This is a genomic window from Pedobacter sp. PF22-3 (assembly GCF_026239555.1).
In the GTDB taxonomy this organism is placed as follows: domain Bacteria; phylum Bacteroidota; class Bacteroidia; order Sphingobacteriales; family Sphingobacteriaceae; genus Pedobacter.
The window spans coordinates 104,412-120,520 of record NZ_JAPIVP010000006.1; the positions used below are offsets into that span (position 1 = coordinate 104,412).

The 16,109-nt window shown below is 36.0% G+C and carries 19 protein-coding genes; 10 read left to right on the forward strand and 9 right to left on the reverse strand.

Going from position 1 to position 16,109, the window contains the following annotated elements:
- The first annotated feature begins 38 nt into the window (after positions 1-38).
- The 8 genes from OQX63_RS10020 to OQX63_RS10055 all read left to right on the forward strand — a co-directional run bounded on the left by OQX63_RS10020 (position 39) and on the right by OQX63_RS10055 (position 6,801).
- Positions 39-272 carry a hypothetical protein gene (locus OQX63_RS10020; protein WP_265850734.1) on the forward strand — a complete coding sequence of 78 codons (234 nt, stop codon included), beginning with the start codon at positions 39-41 and terminating at the stop codon, positions 270-272.
- A 17-nt stretch (positions 273-289) separates the two neighbouring features.
- Positions 290-1,015 (forward strand): hypothetical protein, encoded by a 726-nt coding sequence (locus tag OQX63_RS10025; RefSeq protein WP_265850735.1) that lies wholly within the window; start codon positions 290-292, stop codon positions 1,013-1,015.
- Complete coding sequence (locus tag OQX63_RS10030) at positions 1,012-1,566, forward strand: CopD family protein (protein WP_265850736.1); 555 nt, start codon at positions 1,012-1,014, stop codon at positions 1,564-1,566. The genes OQX63_RS10025 and OQX63_RS10030 overlap by 4 nt, the downstream gene beginning before the upstream one ends.
- Positions 1,567-1,719: 153 nt before the next feature.
- Positions 1,720-2,877 (forward strand): hypothetical protein, encoded by a 1,158-nt coding sequence (locus tag OQX63_RS10035; RefSeq protein ID WP_265850737.1) that lies wholly within the window; start codon positions 1,720-1,722, stop codon positions 2,875-2,877.
- Between the two features lie 346 nt (positions 2,878-3,223).
- Positions 3,224-3,793 (forward strand): RNA polymerase sigma factor, encoded by a 570-nt coding sequence (locus tag OQX63_RS10040; protein WP_265850738.1) that lies wholly within the window; start codon positions 3,224-3,226, stop codon positions 3,791-3,793.
- Positions 3,774-4,526, forward strand: a complete 753-nt coding sequence (locus OQX63_RS10045) for a hypothetical protein (protein WP_265850739.1) — start codon at positions 3,774-3,776, stop codon at positions 4,524-4,526. Before OQX63_RS10040 ends, OQX63_RS10045 begins: the two co-directional genes overlap by 20 nt.
- Positions 4,527-4,617: 91 nt before the next feature.
- Positions 4,618-5,415: an outer membrane beta-barrel protein gene (locus OQX63_RS10050; protein WP_265850740.1), complete on the forward strand. Its 798-nt coding sequence runs from the start codon at positions 4,618-4,620 to the stop codon at positions 5,413-5,415.
- A 96-nt stretch (positions 5,416-5,511) separates the two neighbouring features.
- The gene (locus OQX63_RS10055) at positions 5,512-6,801 is read left to right on the forward strand and encodes an alpha/beta fold hydrolase (protein ID WP_265850741.1); all 1,290 of its coding nucleotides are present in this window, start codon (positions 5,512-5,514) and stop codon (positions 6,799-6,801) included.
- A 56-nt stretch (positions 6,802-6,857) separates the two neighbouring features.
- On the opposite strand, the gene OQX63_RS10060 is transcribed toward OQX63_RS10055, so the two are convergent.
- Together OQX63_RS10060 and OQX63_RS10065 are read right to left on the reverse strand one after the other, a co-directional pair.
- Positions 6,858-7,274 carry a PIN domain-containing protein gene (locus OQX63_RS10060; protein WP_265850742.1) on the reverse strand — a complete coding sequence of 139 codons (417 nt, stop codon included), beginning with the start codon at positions 7,272-7,274 and terminating at the stop codon, positions 6,858-6,860.
- A complete protein-coding gene (locus OQX63_RS10065; RefSeq protein ID WP_265850743.1) occupies positions 7,264-7,548 on the reverse strand; it encodes a DUF6364 family protein in 285 nt (94 codons plus the stop codon). Before OQX63_RS10065 ends, OQX63_RS10060 begins: the two co-directional genes overlap by 11 nt.
- Before the next feature lie 123 nt (positions 7,549-7,671).
- Here OQX63_RS10065 and OQX63_RS10070 point away from each other — a divergent pair, with 123 nt between their 5' ends.
- On the forward strand, positions 7,672-8,664 hold the full coding sequence (locus OQX63_RS10070) for an ABC transporter ATP-binding protein (protein WP_265850744.1): 993 nt from the start codon (positions 7,672-7,674) through the stop codon (positions 8,662-8,664).
- Between the two features lie 153 nt (positions 8,665-8,817).
- Here the strand turns inward: OQX63_RS10070 and OQX63_RS10075 are convergent, their stop codons facing one another.
- From OQX63_RS10075 to OQX63_RS10085, 3 genes are all read right to left on the reverse strand, one after another.
- Positions 8,818-9,909 carry a hypothetical protein gene (locus OQX63_RS10075; RefSeq protein WP_265850745.1) on the reverse strand — a complete coding sequence of 364 codons (1,092 nt, stop codon included), beginning with the start codon at positions 9,907-9,909 and terminating at the stop codon, positions 8,818-8,820.
- Position 9,910: 1 nt separating this feature from the next.
- Positions 9,911-10,354 (reverse strand): hypothetical protein, encoded by a 444-nt coding sequence (locus OQX63_RS10080; protein ID WP_265850746.1) that lies wholly within the window; start codon positions 10,352-10,354, stop codon positions 9,911-9,913.
- Between the two features lie 139 nt (positions 10,355-10,493).
- Positions 10,494-10,910, reverse strand: coding sequence for a hypothetical protein (locus tag OQX63_RS10085; RefSeq protein ID WP_265850747.1), 417 nt, complete (start codon positions 10,908-10,910; stop codon positions 10,494-10,496).
- Positions 10,911-11,044: 134 nt separating this feature from the next.
- On the opposite strand from OQX63_RS10085, the gene OQX63_RS10090 reads away from it, so the two are divergent.
- Positions 11,045-11,605, forward strand: coding sequence for a DUF4230 domain-containing protein (locus OQX63_RS10090; protein WP_265850748.1), 561 nt, complete (start codon positions 11,045-11,047; stop codon positions 11,603-11,605).
- Between the two features lie 148 nt (positions 11,606-11,753).
- Here OQX63_RS10090 and OQX63_RS10095 read toward each other — a convergent pair whose 3' ends face one another.
- From OQX63_RS10095 to leuB, 4 genes are all read right to left on the reverse strand, one after another.
- The gene (locus OQX63_RS10095; RefSeq protein ID WP_265850749.1) at positions 11,754-12,104 is read right to left on the reverse strand and encodes a cupin domain-containing protein; all 351 of its coding nucleotides are present in this window, start codon (positions 12,102-12,104) and stop codon (positions 11,754-11,756) included.
- Positions 12,105-12,213: 109 nt separating this feature from the next.
- Positions 12,214-13,464: a threonine ammonia-lyase IlvA gene (ilvA, locus tag OQX63_RS10100; protein WP_265850750.1), complete on the reverse strand. Its 1,251-nt coding sequence runs from the start codon at positions 13,462-13,464 to the stop codon at positions 12,214-12,216.
- Between the two features lie 306 nt (positions 13,465-13,770).
- A complete protein-coding gene (locus tag OQX63_RS10105; RefSeq protein ID WP_265850751.1) occupies positions 13,771-14,931 on the reverse strand; it encodes a 2-isopropylmalate synthase in 1,161 nt (386 codons plus the stop codon).
- A gap of 10 nt (positions 14,932-14,941) precedes the next feature.
- The gene (leuB, locus tag OQX63_RS10110) at positions 14,942-16,033 is read right to left on the reverse strand and encodes a 3-isopropylmalate dehydrogenase (RefSeq protein WP_265850752.1); all 1,092 of its coding nucleotides are present in this window, start codon (positions 16,031-16,033) and stop codon (positions 14,942-14,944) included.
- Positions 16,034-16,109 lie beyond the last annotated feature (76 nt).

Here is a 16,109-nt window from a genome sequence, read left to right on the forward strand (position 1 = left end):
ATTTGATTTTCGTATATTAGCTTTATAACTCAAATATTATGACTGTTAAATTATTAGAAGACGAGGATGAATTGCCAATTAAGCAATTAATTAAGGCGGTTAATAAGAAAATGGAAGATGTATTAAGAGTTGTTGATGCTTTAAATTTGGGTAGAACCGAAGTAAAAGCCGACGGGATCTACAGGACATTTAATAACGGAGAAACAGTTAAAATAGCTGAAGGTAATTTTAAAAGAAGAAAAGTTTCTGAAAAAAGAATTAAGCTTTTTTAATGCCTCAGAAGTCTAAATTGAGAATTTTTGCAGGACCAAACGGCTCAGGTAAAACAACTTTATTTGATTCTATTAAATCAAGTTATTTCTCAACAAGAATATTTATCAATGCAGATTTGCTGGAAGAGGATTTTAAAAGGAAAAACTTTATAAACTTATCTGATTTCGAAATTAACATTACTAATACTGATTTTGAATCATTTTGCTTTCAAAGTGGACTTTTTGTAAAAGCTGGTTTTAATGCTGCCAGTTGGAATCTGGTAGTAAAAGAAAATGTAATTGTTAGAAGCACATTAGAACCAGTAATCTACAATTCTTATCATTTTGCCATTATCGCTGATTTTATACGATACTCTTTAATCAAAAGCAAAAAATCCTTTAGTTTTGAAACCGTATTTTCTCATCCTTCAAAATTAGATCTTATTGATTTTGCTCATCAAAATAATTATAAGGTTTATCTTTATTTTATAGGTACAGAAACCCCGAAAATGAATGTTGAGCGAGTAAAGGACAGGGTTTTAAAAGGAGGACATTTGGTTAACCAGGATAAAATTGAGAATCGCTACTTTTTAACAATGGATTTATTAATCGAGATGATTAAAAAGGTTTATCAAACATATCTTTGGGATAATTCTGAAACGCAGGATTATGTTGGTGAAATTTGTGATGGTACCTTAGATTTGCAACTTAGCAATATTCCAAACTGGATTGATAAGTATATTTTGGATAAGATCAAAAAATGATAGAAACCCTACTGCCATATTACCATTATTTCCTTGCTGTGCATATTGTATTTGTGATCAGCTGGATGGCTGGATTATTCTATATTTTAAGTCTTTTTATCTACCATACGGAAGCAAACGACAAACCGGAACCTGAAAAAAGTATCCTCCAAAAACAGTTTGTTAAAATGGAAGCTACTTTATGGAAAATCATTGCTACCCCGGCCATGATTATTTCGGTTTTGGCGGGTGCCTCCATGCTGACTTTAAATTCAGGCTTACTTCAAGCTGATTGGATGTGGGTTAAGCTTGGCTTTGTGGTTGGCTTACTCATCTATCATTTCATCTGCCAAAATATTGTTAAACAGCTTAAAAATAATCAATACAAGCTAACTAGCTTTCAGTTAAGATTATGGCGTGAGCTGGCCACTATTTTTATGATTGCCATTGTATTTGTGGTGATCCTTAAAAGTGCCATTAACTGGATTTATGGTTTAATAGGCATTATGGGCGTTGCGATGGCGATAATGATTGCCGTTAAACTCTATAAAAACTATCGTTTAAGAAAATAGGTTAAAGCTGAAAGTCCAAAGACTAAAGCGAAAATCAAAGAGGCTTCATTGTTTGCTTTTCGTCAACTTGTATGCTGCTCTCGATACTAGATACCCAGTACTTGATAATTTAATCAAAAACTATTCTAAATTTGGGCGATAAAATCCAAGCCCATGTTTACAACCTCGGACCTGAAAAAGTCCCTACTACTGATAACTTTTCTATTTAGTTCTTATTTTGCCTCGGCACAGTTTAATCAATCTGCCTTCGAAAACAGGATCCGTCCTGATAGCAGTTTAACTAACGAGGTTCATTTTAACTTCTACAACTTAAACTACGTTCGTAATTACGAGTATACCAACGATTTTCATGATGGTTACACTTTATATGGAACGCAGTTACAGCCTCAATTGGTGTATTATGCACATCCAAACCTGGCCATTACCGCAGGTGCTTTTATCAGAAAAGATTTTGGGCGGAACGGAATTTCTGATGCCAAACCATTGTTTAGTGTAAAGTACCATAAGCGTAACCTCACGTTAATTTTTGGTAGTTTAGAAGGGAATATCCAGCATAAGTATATCGAGCCTTTATACGATTTCGAAAGGATTTTAACTACGCCGATTGAATATGGAACACAATTATTGGTAGAGCGTAAAAAATTTACTTTAGATGCATGGATTGCCTGGCAAAAAATGATTTACAAAGGCGATCCGACCAAAGAAGAAATCATCGGTGGATTATCTACGGAGAGTTTTTTAATCAAAAATGATGACTGGAAATTGAGCGTTCCCGCACAGTTTTTGGCTTTCCATCAAGGCGGGCAGATAGATGTGCTAAAAGAAATCCCGATTACAACCATGTTTAATGGTGCAACGGGTATAAAGTTGCATAAAGACATTAATAGCAATATTAAACAGGTATACACTGATAACTATATCGCTGTTTACAAAGATTTTTCTCCTGATAAAAGAAGGGCTTACCAGGGTGGTTTTGGTTTATGGTTAAATGCAGGTGTAGAAAGTAAATGGGGCAGTTTGGTAGCCTCTTACTGGAAAGGCAATAACTTCATTTCGATTAAAGGTATGCCGCTGTATGAGTCAGTTTCCGATAATTTATATAGCCCCGGGTTAAGACAGAGTTCGCGGAATATTGTTTCGTTGCGTTATGCTTATCAAAAAGAATTGATTCCGCATTTATACCTTGATGTGCGTTTCGAACCACATATTGATTTAGATCATACCGATAAACAGCTTCAGTTTAACCATTCATTTTTCATAACCTATAAACAGGATTTTAAATTGTTTAAGGTGAAGAAAGCTGAAAGGTAAAAGGTTTAGGGTAGTTAAACTCATACCAATTCAAGCCCCGTAGATATATAAACCTACGGGGTTTATTGTTTTAAGCACTATCCATTGTTTATAAACCCGATAGCAGCGAAAATACGAAGGTGAGGAACGAACCGAGGTTTTGAAGCGGATAGCGGGACTGCTGCTCCCGATAAAATACTGCATGTTCATTTTCAAATAAAAAATCTATATCTTTCTTGAAATTTATTTAAACTGTATCTTGTTGATAATCAATTAGAATAACGCTAATTTTAACTTTATTTAACATTTTTTCTCTCTCCATGCAACCATTGTTTGTAATCTGCCATCTTCTATATACAAACACACAATGAAATTGACGCGAAGCTATACGATAAACGATTTGATGGAAGGCTGCAAAGCTGGCGACCGGAAGATGCAAGAGCTGCTTTACAAGCAAACAGCATCGAAGATGTTGGCCGTTTGTATGCGATACGCCAAAGATAGGATGGAGGCTGAAGATGTATTACAGATGGGCTACATTAAAGTTTTTCAGAAAATTAAGGAATACCGGGGTGAGGGTTCTTTTGAAGGATGGATTAGGAGGGTTATGGTAAATACCGCTATTGAAAGTTACCGTAAAAACTTACGGAGCTTAAATGTAGTGGAAATAGATGAAGCTTACGAGCAACCATCAACCGGATTTGACTTTGGTACCTTGGGCATGCAAGACCTGATGAAAGTGATACAAAAATTAGCAGATGGTTACCGGATGGTTTTTAACATGTACGTAATTGAGGGTTACTCTCATAAGGAAATTGGCGAGACATTAGGCATCTCAGAAGGGGCGAGCAAATCGCAATTATCGAGAGCAAGAGCAATATTAAAAGAAGAAATTATAAAAATGGAGGGATTTGGTTATGCAACCTATACGGGATAAGGATTTTGATCAGTTATTTAAAGATGCTTTTGCTGATGCGGAAGTAATGCCTTCGAGAGATTTGTGGCGTAATATAGAAAACGAAATCACACCGAAGAAAAAAAGAATCATACCAATATATTGGTTATCTGCTGCAGCGGTTTTATTGATTGCCACCATTGGGATTTTGCTTTATCAACAACAAAATACAACCAAAGAGGGTAAGCAATTGGCAAATAATACGATAGAAAAAAATAAATCTGAGGTAAAGGAACCAATTGTTAAAGATACAACAGCTACAGCAGTTGAAAATATAGAACCAGTTTTACCAGTTAAACCCAAGGCGGTTAGCGTTATTGCCAAAACAAAGGTTAAAAATGAAACGAAGCCTATTGCATTAAAGGAAAAGCATAGCATTATTAAGGCACCTGAAATGTTAAAACAGGAAACCGTTGTAGCGAAAGTGGAGGAACCTAAAAAAGATATCAGAACGAAAATTGAAGAGGCGATTTTGCAACCAAAAGAGGACATTGTAACCGCAACTGTTGCAACACCGATTAAAACAGAAGAGCCTGTTAACGATAATGAACAGATTAATAAAGGCATCCGTAATGTGGGCGATGTGGTAAACCTCATTGTTAACAAAATGGACAAAAGAAAAGATAAACTGATTCAGTTCCGTACTGATGATGACGATTCTTCCCTGTCATCGATCAATATCGGACCTTTTAAATTTGGAAAAAGGAAGAAATAATAGTCCAGTTAACAGTTGGCAGTTTTTAGTTAGTAGTATCAACATTTAAATATTAAAACTTACAACATTTAATAATATAAAACACACAAATATGAAACGTCTAATATTTACAACACTTTTGGTAAGCGGACTTGCCGGTGTTATGGCTCCAGGTGCTTTTGCACAACAAGATTCTACAAAAAGGAATAGAAGAGATTTAGATTATGGTATTGTAAAAATAACCAGGGACGATAAAGATAGCGTAAATAAACAACCAAAAAAGGGCCGTTTTGTAGGCGGCATTACCTTTACCAGGGTAGATTTAGGTTTCTCCAGATTGATTGATAATGGCAGTTTCAATTTATCTCCAAATAACGATTTCTTAGATTATAAAGGTGGCAAAACCAGTACATTCTCTTTTGATGTGTTACAATTTGGATACCGTTTTAATTCTAACTTTAAGGTTTATGTAGCTGGAGGATTTGACTGGACTTTGATCCGCTTAAGGAAAGACATTACCATTGCTAAAAACTCAAATGAGTTTGTTTATACCGATCAATCACCGGTACATTTTTCTAAAAACCGTTTCTCGAGCAGTTATGTACACATTCCATTGAACTTTGAATTCCGCACAACAGAAAACAAAAATGGCAAAAGGTTTTATCTCGTGTTAGGTCCGGAGGTTAGCTTTTTGTTAAACGGAAAAATTAAACAGATTAGCGAAGAACGCGGTAAAGAGAAACAATATGATAGCTACCACTTTCAATCGGTTCGTTACGGAGGTACAATCCGGTTTGGTTACGGAGGTTTAGGTTTATTTACTAAATACTATTTCAACGATATGTTTACCACTCCACAGCAAGCTGGCTTAAAAAACATGAGTTTCGGGGTTACTTTTGGGTTGAATTAATCAACTTAACTAAATTATTTACATTCGAAAACAAACTCGATTTATACCCGCCTTTCCACAAGGCAGGTATAAGTCGGTTCTGAGCACTTATACCTAATGAAGTATTTCCATTCACTTATCATCTTCTTTAGCCTGCTTTATCTGGAATCCTACGGACAGGAGTTTGCAATATATCAGGCAATAAATGTTGAAAAGCTTCATGGCAAAAGTTATACGCTGGAAGGGAAAATTTTCTATCAAGATAAAATAACCAGCAGCTCTTGGGCTGTATTAGGAACTGTGTTTTTGGATAATAACGGAAAACAACTGAAAGCACCTTTATATAATGACAATGCAGGCGATTATTATAAAAAAGATGACTGGAGCCCTTATGAACTCAGCGGAAAAATTGATAAAAATGCAAAGTATTTGGCTGTGAGCATTGCGGTTGCGGGTAGTGGTAGCTATTATTTAGATGAGATTAAGCTTTTTGTAAAGGAGGGAAAGGAAAAGATCGAAGTTCCATTGAAAAATTCAGGTTTTGAAAATGATTCACTAATAAACTGGCAATTCTACAATGTAAGTCAGCAAACCAAGTTGTCAGTATCAAAAGATAAAGTTTTCTCGGGTAAACAGTCATTATTTATAGATAATTCAGCTTTGCAGATTGTCTCAACACTGGGAAACAATGCAGCCACAGGAAAATTTATGGATGTTAATGGGGTAAAACTTTATTATGAAATATATGGTAAGGGTGAACCGGTTTTATTGCTTCATGGAAATAATTCTTCTATGGGCAGTTTTCATAATCAGTTCGATTCTTTGAGTAAAAAGTATATGGTAATCGGATTGGATAGCCGGGGACAAGGAAAATCCAGTTCAGATAGTACGAAGCTCAGCTACGAATTAATGGCCGAAGATGTAAATGTTTTCTTATCTCAAATCAAGGTGAAAAATGTAAATATATTGGGCTGGAGTGATGGTGGAAACATTGCTTTAATCCTGGCCATGCAACACCCTGATAAAGTAGGTAAGCTGGCAATTATGGGGACCGTACTTTACAATAATGAAACTTCTGTTACTGCTGAAACAAATAAAATCATCCGCATGCAGGTAAAGGACATGGAGAAAAAAGGTGTGCCAAAAAATAATATGGATTATCGGTTGAAAATGCTTTTGTTAACGGAGCCAAATATTGATCCAAATGCATTAAACAAAATACTATCGCCAACCTTGGTAATGGCAGGCCAATTCGATGTAGTTAAGGAGAAACATACCAGGTTAATTGCAGAAAAAATCCCCAATAGCAAATTGGTTATATTTAAAGGTGCAGATCATGAAGCAACCGAAAAAATTCCACAGTTATTTAATCAAACTGTTTTTACATTTTTCGATCAGGGCAAATAATACACACACAAATAAAACAGATCCTGTTTCGTTTAGTCGAGACAGGATTTTTTTTGTTATAATGTTTTAAGAAACATTTCAGGAGTTAAAACACTCAATTTACTCTTTTTATAATCCTTAATATTCCGGGTAACTATAGTGTTAATTAAACCATTGTTTTCCGCAGAGAAATTTTGGAGTGCATCTTCAAAATCAGAAAATTCTGAATCGATGGATTCCATAATAACATTTTTGTCAATAATTAAAATATCTAAAAACGTAAATAGAATCTTGAAGTCGGCCAAAATGTCTTTATGTTGAAAGTGTTTTCTCAACAAATAGTATATGTTTGCTATAATTAAGCCTGTAACAAAACCATTAATTACCCTATTTGCGCATAAATTTAGAATTTTGGCTGAATGATCAAGATGAGGTTCTCTTTTTAGGAAAAAATCGAGTAAAATATCTGAATCAATGAATATGTTATTTTTCATTATTATTTAAATACTTTTGATACTTCTCATCTCTGATTTTTTCCAGTTCTTTTTTATAGTCGTAATCTTCAGGTAAGTCTACTTTAGGGCGAAGCATTAAAGATTTTATCAGCGGAGAAAGCTCGATATCCTTACTTACAGTTTCTTCTTTTTGAGTCACTGATTTTAGTAAATTTTCTATTACTGATGACAAGCTCTTACCTTGATTCTGTGCATATATTTTTGCCCGTTTTATAACAGATTCATCTATTGTCAGGGTTAATTTTGCATTCATAATCTTTTATTTATCTAAAGTTAAATAAATAATGTTATACGTGCAAAGTTTTAAAAAAATACACGTGTGTTATGCTTTAAGCTTTAGTCTTTCTACTTTAAGCTTATTCAGTATCTTTACCACGTGAGCAATACCATAATTAGTGTTAAAAACTTAACCAAGCAATATCAGGCAGAACAGGCCGGTGGAATTAAAAATATAAGTTTCGACATCAACAGCGGTGATGTGGTTGCCATTATTGGTGAAAGCGGAAGTGGAAAATCAACTTTGTTAAAATCCATCTATGGTTTGTTAAAAACCGATTCGGGTGAAATCTTTTTCGAAAACCAAAGGGTTAAAGGACCCGATGAACAACTGATTCCAGGCCATAAGCAGATGAAAATGGTCACACAGGATTTTTCGCTGAATATTTATGCGAAAGTTTATGATAATATTGCCTCACAATTATCCAATACCGATCTGAAAACCAAAGCTGAAAAAACTTTGGCCATGATGGAACATTTACGGATTTCACCGCTCCAGCATAAGAAAATCATAGAACTGAGCGGGGGTGAGCAGCAGCGTGTGGCTATTGCTAAAGCCATGGTTTCGGATACGCAGGTTTTACTTTTGGATGAGCCTTTTAGCCAGGTTGATGCTTTACTTAAAAACCAGCTGCGTGCCGATATTAAGCGCATTGCTGCCGAAACCGGAGTAACGGTGATACTGGTATCGCACGACCCTGCCGATGGTTTATTTTTAGCCGATCAGTTATTGATTCTTCGAAATGGCGAACTTTTGCAAACAGGAAAACCAGCTGAAATTTACCAGCAGCCAAAGCATATTTACACCGCGCAGATTTTGGGCAATGCTGTAGTTTTAAACCGCGATGATGCGGAAAAAATAGGTTTGAAAACACAAAAAGATCATGTGGTCTTTTATCCGGAATGGGCAGAAATCAATAGCAATTGGAGCAGCAGGCGGTTCGAGGTAAAAGATGTGTACTACAAAGGTTTTTATGACGAATTGCTTTTAGAAAGAAATGGCGTGAATATCCGTGCCTTACAACTGAACAGAGGCGAGCATAAAAAAAACGACTGTGTTCAATTAAGTATTGTTAAGTATTTAGAGTTTTAATCGTAATTATAATTTTTGATTTTATTGTAAAAGTTATAAATACAGTTATACCTTTTAGGTATCAGGACTAAGGTATAAAAAAACGACCAATGTTCAGCTCTGAACATTGGTCGTTTTTTGCAATTTTAATTCTATTTTCTGTTATTAGTATTACTAAGGATTGTTATATGTGATATTAAAATTTATATCAGCGCTAGGTGCTGTGTTTGTTGGATTTGTAAAATTAATAACAGCGTCATCGCTTGCATATGTAATACTATAATAGTTATCAAGATATGTGCATGGCAAGTTTGGTGATCCCGAATTACCTCTAACAGGTCTATCAGTCATTAATGAAATGTTTACTAGCTCTGTGATTTTCAGATTTTGAATTAATTGACTTAATTTGATTGAATAGCCCGTGCTGCTATTATTTTGAGACCATTGATTTGGATTAGCAGTAACACTTGCCACAAGCCTTCCAGGTTGATTTGAAGGATTATCCAAGATAATGGGTATGTCGTAACCAGGAGTGCCACGAGGAGGAAATGGTACATTTAAGTAAGTTGAGTTGTATCTGCCAGATTCTTCTTCATAAGGTATTTCTGTTATTTTTATAGTCTTTAATCTGAAAATATTGTCGATAATTACTTTTGGGTCAATAGGTGAAGAGTCAAAAATAATCTTTACTGAACTTTTATTTTCTAATGGAGAAAACTTTACGCTATAAGTTTTCATCTCAAATGCAATGGATCTATCTGCAACTAATTTTGAATATCTTCCAACTGTTCTTTCTACTGGACTTAATGATTCTTTACACTTGTTTGCTACATTGGTTGTAATTTCTGGGCTACTATCTAATTTTATCCAAAATACACCATTATAGTGATCTTTAGGTACGACCCAATTATTCCAATTATGATCATTCATTCCATATAACTCAACAATATATGTTTTATTCGCTATGAATGGGTAATCTACCGCGACTATAGCATTACAACGCTGCCCTGTTTCAGTATTTCCCCAAGCGTATAAACTTAAATCTTTTGGCGCGTTCCAGGTATATGAAGTGCTGCCTACTGTCCTTATGTTATACCCATTCACAGAAATAGGATTAGGACCAAACCTATGGTAAGTGGGGCAGCCACTATTATTGAAAAAATCAGGATCATAGGTAATTGTACTAAAGTCAATCGTAGCTTGTGAATAAGCTAGTTTTGAAATTACTAATGATAGGAATATTATGAAAGTTATAATTTTTTTCATTTTAATTCTTTTTAAAATAAATAACTTCGGTCCTTATTCCTGATTCTTCCTTGTTTATGCTTTTTAAAATTAATTGGTCACTATTTAATTTTAAAATTTCATAATGTTGTAAAACACCAAATTTTAAATATTCTAATATATAAGATTTATCAGAAATAACAACGCTATAATCCCAGCTTTTGTGATCTTCATTAACTTGATCAGATGTAAATTTATATGCAGGTGTATAAAATTTTACATAATCAGAACTGTCAACTCTTGATGTTTTTTGATTTTTTTTATCAATAAACAAGGTTTCAATTTTGGTTGGAACCCAATTACCAACAAGATCCGTCTTTTGTATTTTTTTGGCAAGCTCTACTTGGCTCAATTTTTCCTGCTTTTTACAAGAAGCCCCCAATAGTAGTATGGGGATTATCCACACAGTTAAGTATTTGTTTTTCATATAAGATGTTTTTTGCAAATGTAACTAAATTGTTAGTAATAATGCATTTCTTGCAATTTATACCTAAATATTTTGTAATAAAAAAGCGACTAAGTATGATTTAACTTAGTCGCTTTTAATAATGAATTATAAATTTTTGTTATTGCGAAGAAGTCACGATAACTACTCTTAATCCTATTGGAGCTGTAGGTTTTGTAGGAGTAAGTACATTATCTCCGGAAGTTTGAATGTCAATAGTTATTGAACCTCTTCTTACTATGTAGCTATAAGCTTGAGCATCAAATACCATTGGCAATTGTTTGTATTCAGCAACAGAATTATCTGGATAGATATAAACTAATATACCATCATTCTTAAAAGTTGCGTCATCTATTTCTGGGAAGTTAATTGTTGTAGATAATCTTGTATTGTTTTCAGAATAAGTCCATTGATTAGCATTAATAACAGTTTCAATTGTCTGATTTGGAAGGCCAGTATCAGGAACAAGAACTTCTTTCTTGCACGAAGCCAGACCTAGTGTGGCAATGCAAAGCATTAAGATGGTAAATTTTTTCATTTTGATTAGTGTTATTTGTGTGTGTGATATTGGTATTACAAATCTTCTGCCAAAAATTTAACTACCCATTTATGGATTAATTATTGTACAGTTAGCAATAGATACCAATTATAAAATTGCATTTATTTACACCTATGAAGATCTTTTTCCGTCTCTTACCCTGGTTAATTTTAATTGTTGCAGGGTACTTATTTATCTCCAAAAAGTTCAGTATCAATACAACTGTAGAAAGCAAACATCAGCTTCTGGTAGAGAAAATTGAAGCTATAGGTAAACTGGAACTGGTAAGGTACCAGATCAGCGATGTTTTAGAGCATAAAAATAAAACAGATTTTTTACCCGAAGCCAGTGTTTTATTGATTGTTAAGGCCGAAGCGGTAGGTTGTATCGATCTTACTAAAATTACTAAAGATGATATTAGCATAGATGCGGACACTGCTGTAGTAAATTTACCACAGCCCGAAATCTGTTATGTAAAAATCGACCATAAAAACTCACGTGTTTACGATACAAAAATGGCTTTTTTTCGCGAGGCCAGTTTGGTAGACGAAGCATACAAAGCCGCCGAAAGACAAATTACCACTGAAGTTAAAAAATCGAGCATTTTAGCACAGACTAAAACTAATGCTACTACCGTGCTTAAGCCTATTATTGAAGGTTTAGGTTATAAAAATGTGAGGTTTACTTTTGAGTAGGGCTTAGGAGGTATAGGTCATGGGATTTAAGTTCGATCGTCACCCTGAATTTATTTCAGGGTCTTTCCGGGAAGGATAACATCAAGGTAAAACTTCGGAGGTTTGCACGATAGATGCTGAAATAAATTCAGCATGACGACATCATAGCTTAGTCTAAAAAATCTTCACGATGCGGATTAAAAATATCAACCAATAAGCCTGCTTCTAAACAAACAACACCGTGAAAAACGTTTGACGGTGCAAAGAATACATCTCCTTCATTTAAGATTTTTTTAGCATCGCCCATGCTTACTTCAAAACTTCCTTTCGCTACATAACTCATCTGCAAATGTGGGTGATTGTGAATGGTACCAACGGCACCTTTTTCAAATGCTACCTTAACCAACATCAGATCTTGATCATAAGCCATAATTTTTCGTTTTACGCCTGAGCCTAAATCTTCCCAATCTATATCGCTATCCGAAATTAAAGCTTTGTTGTTTAGGTCTTTGAAATTCATTTTTACAAGTATATATTAAAAGAATTGTCGTCATTCCTAACTTGATTGGGAATGACGAACTGCCTTTGTGTACTCTGCGAAAAACTTTGCGCGCTTTGCGGTTAACTAATTAAACCAAATATTCAAACAAAGTCTGATCCTGGTTTAGCTCGATAATTTCGAATTTAAAATCTTTCATACGCTGTAATAAACTGGCATAATCGTTTTTATCCGAAAGCTCAATGCCCACCAGCGCCGGACCATTTTCCCTGTTGGTTTTTTTAATAAACTCAAAACGGGTAATATCATCCTGCGGACCTAAAACTTCGTTCACAAATAATTTTAAAGCACCTGGTCTTTGTGGGAAACGAACAATAAAATAATGTTTCAAACCTTCAAAAAGCAAAGACTTCTCTTTGATCTCCTGCATGCGCTCTATGTCGTTGTTTCCGCCGCTAACCACACAAACTATTGTTTTGCCCACAATCTGGTCTTTAAGCTGATCTAATGCAGCCACAGACAGTGCACCGGCAGGTTCTACCACAATGGCATCCTCATTATATAATTTTAAAATGGTTGTACAGATTTTCCCTTCAGGAATTAAATGCATCTGATCAAGCAGTTCCTTACAGTATTCGTAGGTAATGTGGCCGATCCTTTTTACAGCGGCACCATCCACAAAGCGGTCTATTTCATCTAATGTATAAGGACCACCATGCTCCATGGCTGTAACCATGGATGGTGCACCCAGTGGCTCAACGCCAATTAGTTTTACATCGGGTTTAACAGTTTTGAGGTAAGCACTTACGCCAGATGCCAGGCCACCACCGCCTACAGGCATTACCACCATATCTAAATCTGGCAGATCTTCAAAAATTTCTATGCCCACAGTAGCTTGTCCTTCAATTACTTTTTGATCATCAAAAGGCGGAATAAAAGTGGCCATTTTTTCGGCACTGTAGGCCAGCGCTTCTTTTAAACAATCGTCAAAAGTATCGCCAACTAAAATTACTTCCACATTATCACTACCGAACATGTAGGTTTGTTTCACTTTTTGTTTAGGGGTAATTTCGGGCATAAATATTACACCTTTAATGCCCAGCTTTTTACAAGAGTAAGCCACACCTTGCGCGTGGTTTCCGGCACTTGCACAAACTACCCCATTTACCAATAGTTCTACAGGCAGCGAACTGATTTTATTGTAAGCACCACGCAGTTTGTAAGACCGAACAATCTGCAAATCTTCTCTTTTTAAATAAATATTGGCATTGTAGAAAGAAGAAAGTCCGGCATTAAACTCAAGTGGGGTGCGTTTTACCACGTTTTTGAGCCTTTCTGATGCAGATTTAAAATCTAATGTATGTGGTGTTTTCGTATTCATTATTATAGTATCAAGTAGAAAGAATCAAGTATCAAGACAGATCTTCTCTTATATTTTTTGTAAAGCGGGGTGCTGTACTCCATAGGTTATCACAGTCCTGCTATTCGTTCCAATCTTTTTAAAACCACGGTTCTGTTGGAGAACGAAGAACCTGTTTCATCGGTTACAGATGCTTCGTACCTCAGCATGACATGATATAAGCGGTCACTGCAATTAAAAAGTATTTCCACTGCTATCAGGTTTAGGGAAGCCTAGTCGGTGCGTTAAATTAAAACGCTTACCGCTCAACACCAAACCCGTATCGCATTAAGCTAAATGCAAAGCAACCAATTGGTTCAAATCAGTATCGTTAATGCCTTGTTTGCTATCGGCTAAAATCAAAAACTGTTTGTAAACAATATCCAGGTGTTCTTTTTCCAATTTATGGCCTAAACGCTCTAAATGGTGTTTTAAAGCATGGCGACCACTTCTTGCTGTTAAAACAATCGTCGCATCAGGAAAACCAACATCTTCCGGTTTAATAATCTCATAGTTTTCGCGGTTTTTTAAGAAACCATCCTGGTGGATACCCGAACTGTGCGAAAATGCATTTCCACCAACAATTGCTTTGTTTGGCTGCACAGGCATATTCATCTGGTTTCGCACCATATGGCTCATTTCGTAAAAACGGGTGGTATCAATCTGCGTATTCAAACCTAGAACTTTGTGCGTTTTCAATATCATCACCACTTCTTCCATAGATGTATTGCCTGCACGCTCGCCAATACCGTTAATCGTACATTCTACCTGGCGGGCTCCGTTTTGCAAGCCAGCAATAGAATTGGCTGTAGCTAAGCCTAAATCATTATGACAATGCACAGAAATAATGGCTTTATCTATATTCTTTACATTTTCTTTTAAATAAAGAATTTTAGAGCCATATTGATCTGGCAAACAATAACCATTTGTATCTGGAATATTAACCACCGTTGCACCAGCAGCAATTACAGCTTCAACCATTTTGGCCAAAAATTCAATATCGGCACGGCCGGCATCTTCTGCGTAGAACTCCACGTCTTCCACAAATTTTTTCGAATACCTCACGGCTTCAACGGCGCGTTCTAAAATTTCTTCCCGGGTGCTGTTAAATTTATGTTTGATGTGGAAATCGGATGATCCGATCCCGGTGTGAATACGTGGCCTTTTGGCATAACGCAAAGCATCTGCAGCCACATCGATATCATTTTTGTTTGCGCGTGTTAAAGCGCAGATAATTGGGTTGGTAACTGCTTTTGATAATTCAATTACACTGTTAAAATCCCCTGGGCTAGAAACCGGGAAACCAGCTTCAATCACATCAACACCTAAAAGCTCAAGTGATTTTGCGATTTCTATTTTTTGGTTTGTATCTAACTGGCAGCCTGGAACCTGCTCACCGTCACGTAGCGTCGTGTCGAAAATATAAACTTTGTTTGGGTCGTGAATCATAATTTTGAGTTTAGGAGTTGACTAATTTTTGAGATAAGAATTTAAGTACCAGTTTACCCATTTCGGCGGTACCCAAAACTTTAAAACGGTTAGTACTTTGGTCGGCAATGTCGTGCGTTCTAAATCCTTCTTTTAATACTTGGTCGATGGTGTCAACCAATAATTTGGCCTCTTCTTTTAGTCCGAAGCCAATTTCCAACATTAGTGCTGCGGATAGGATAGAGGCTAGCGGATTGGCTAAATCTTTACCGGCAATATCGTGTGCTGAACCATGGATGGGTTCGAAGAAACCCGTGCTTTCGCCAACAGAAGCTGAAGCCAGCATCCCCATAGAACCTGCAATTTGCGAAGCTTCGTCTGTTAAAATATCGCCAAATAAGTTGGCGGTTAATACCACGTCGAACTTTTTCGGGTTTTTGATCAGCTGCATGGCTGCATTATCGATAAACATGTGTTCAGTTTCTACATCTGGATATTGTTTGGCAATTTCCTGAACGGTTTCGCGCCATAAGCGTGAGCTTTCCAAAACGTTGGCTTTATCTACTGAACATAATCTTTTGTTGCGCTGTTGTGCCGCCTGGTAGGCTTTGTGGGCAATACGTTCAACCTCATAACGATGGTAAATCATCAAGTCGGAAGCCGTATTTCTATCTTCAGAGCGTGTTTTCTCGCCAAAGTAAACATCGCCCGTTAATTCGCGGAAGAACAAAATATCCGTTCCCCTTAAAATTTCGGGTTTAATGCTCGATGCCTGAAGAAGTTCATCAAATAATAAGATCGGGCGGAGATTGGCAAAAAGTCCCAGTTCTTTACGGATTTTTAACAATCCTTGTTCTGGTCTAACTTTTAAACTTGGATCGTTATCATATTTGGCGTGGCCAATTGCTCCAAAAAGAATGGCATCGCTTTTTCTGGCACTTTCTAAAGTTTCATCTGGCAGAGGTTCACCCGTAACTTCAATAGCCGCATGGCCCATTAAAGCCTCTTCAAATACAAATTCATGACCAAAAATCTCAGCAATTTTTTCTAATGCTGCTTTTCCCCAAGCGGTAACTTCGGGTCCGATACCATCTCCAGGTATTACTAAAATGTTCTTCTTCATTGTTGACTTCTCTTTTGCTGTTACAGTTTTCACCATGAATTTTTACAGATTGATTGCTGCTATGGTTTGTGTCTTC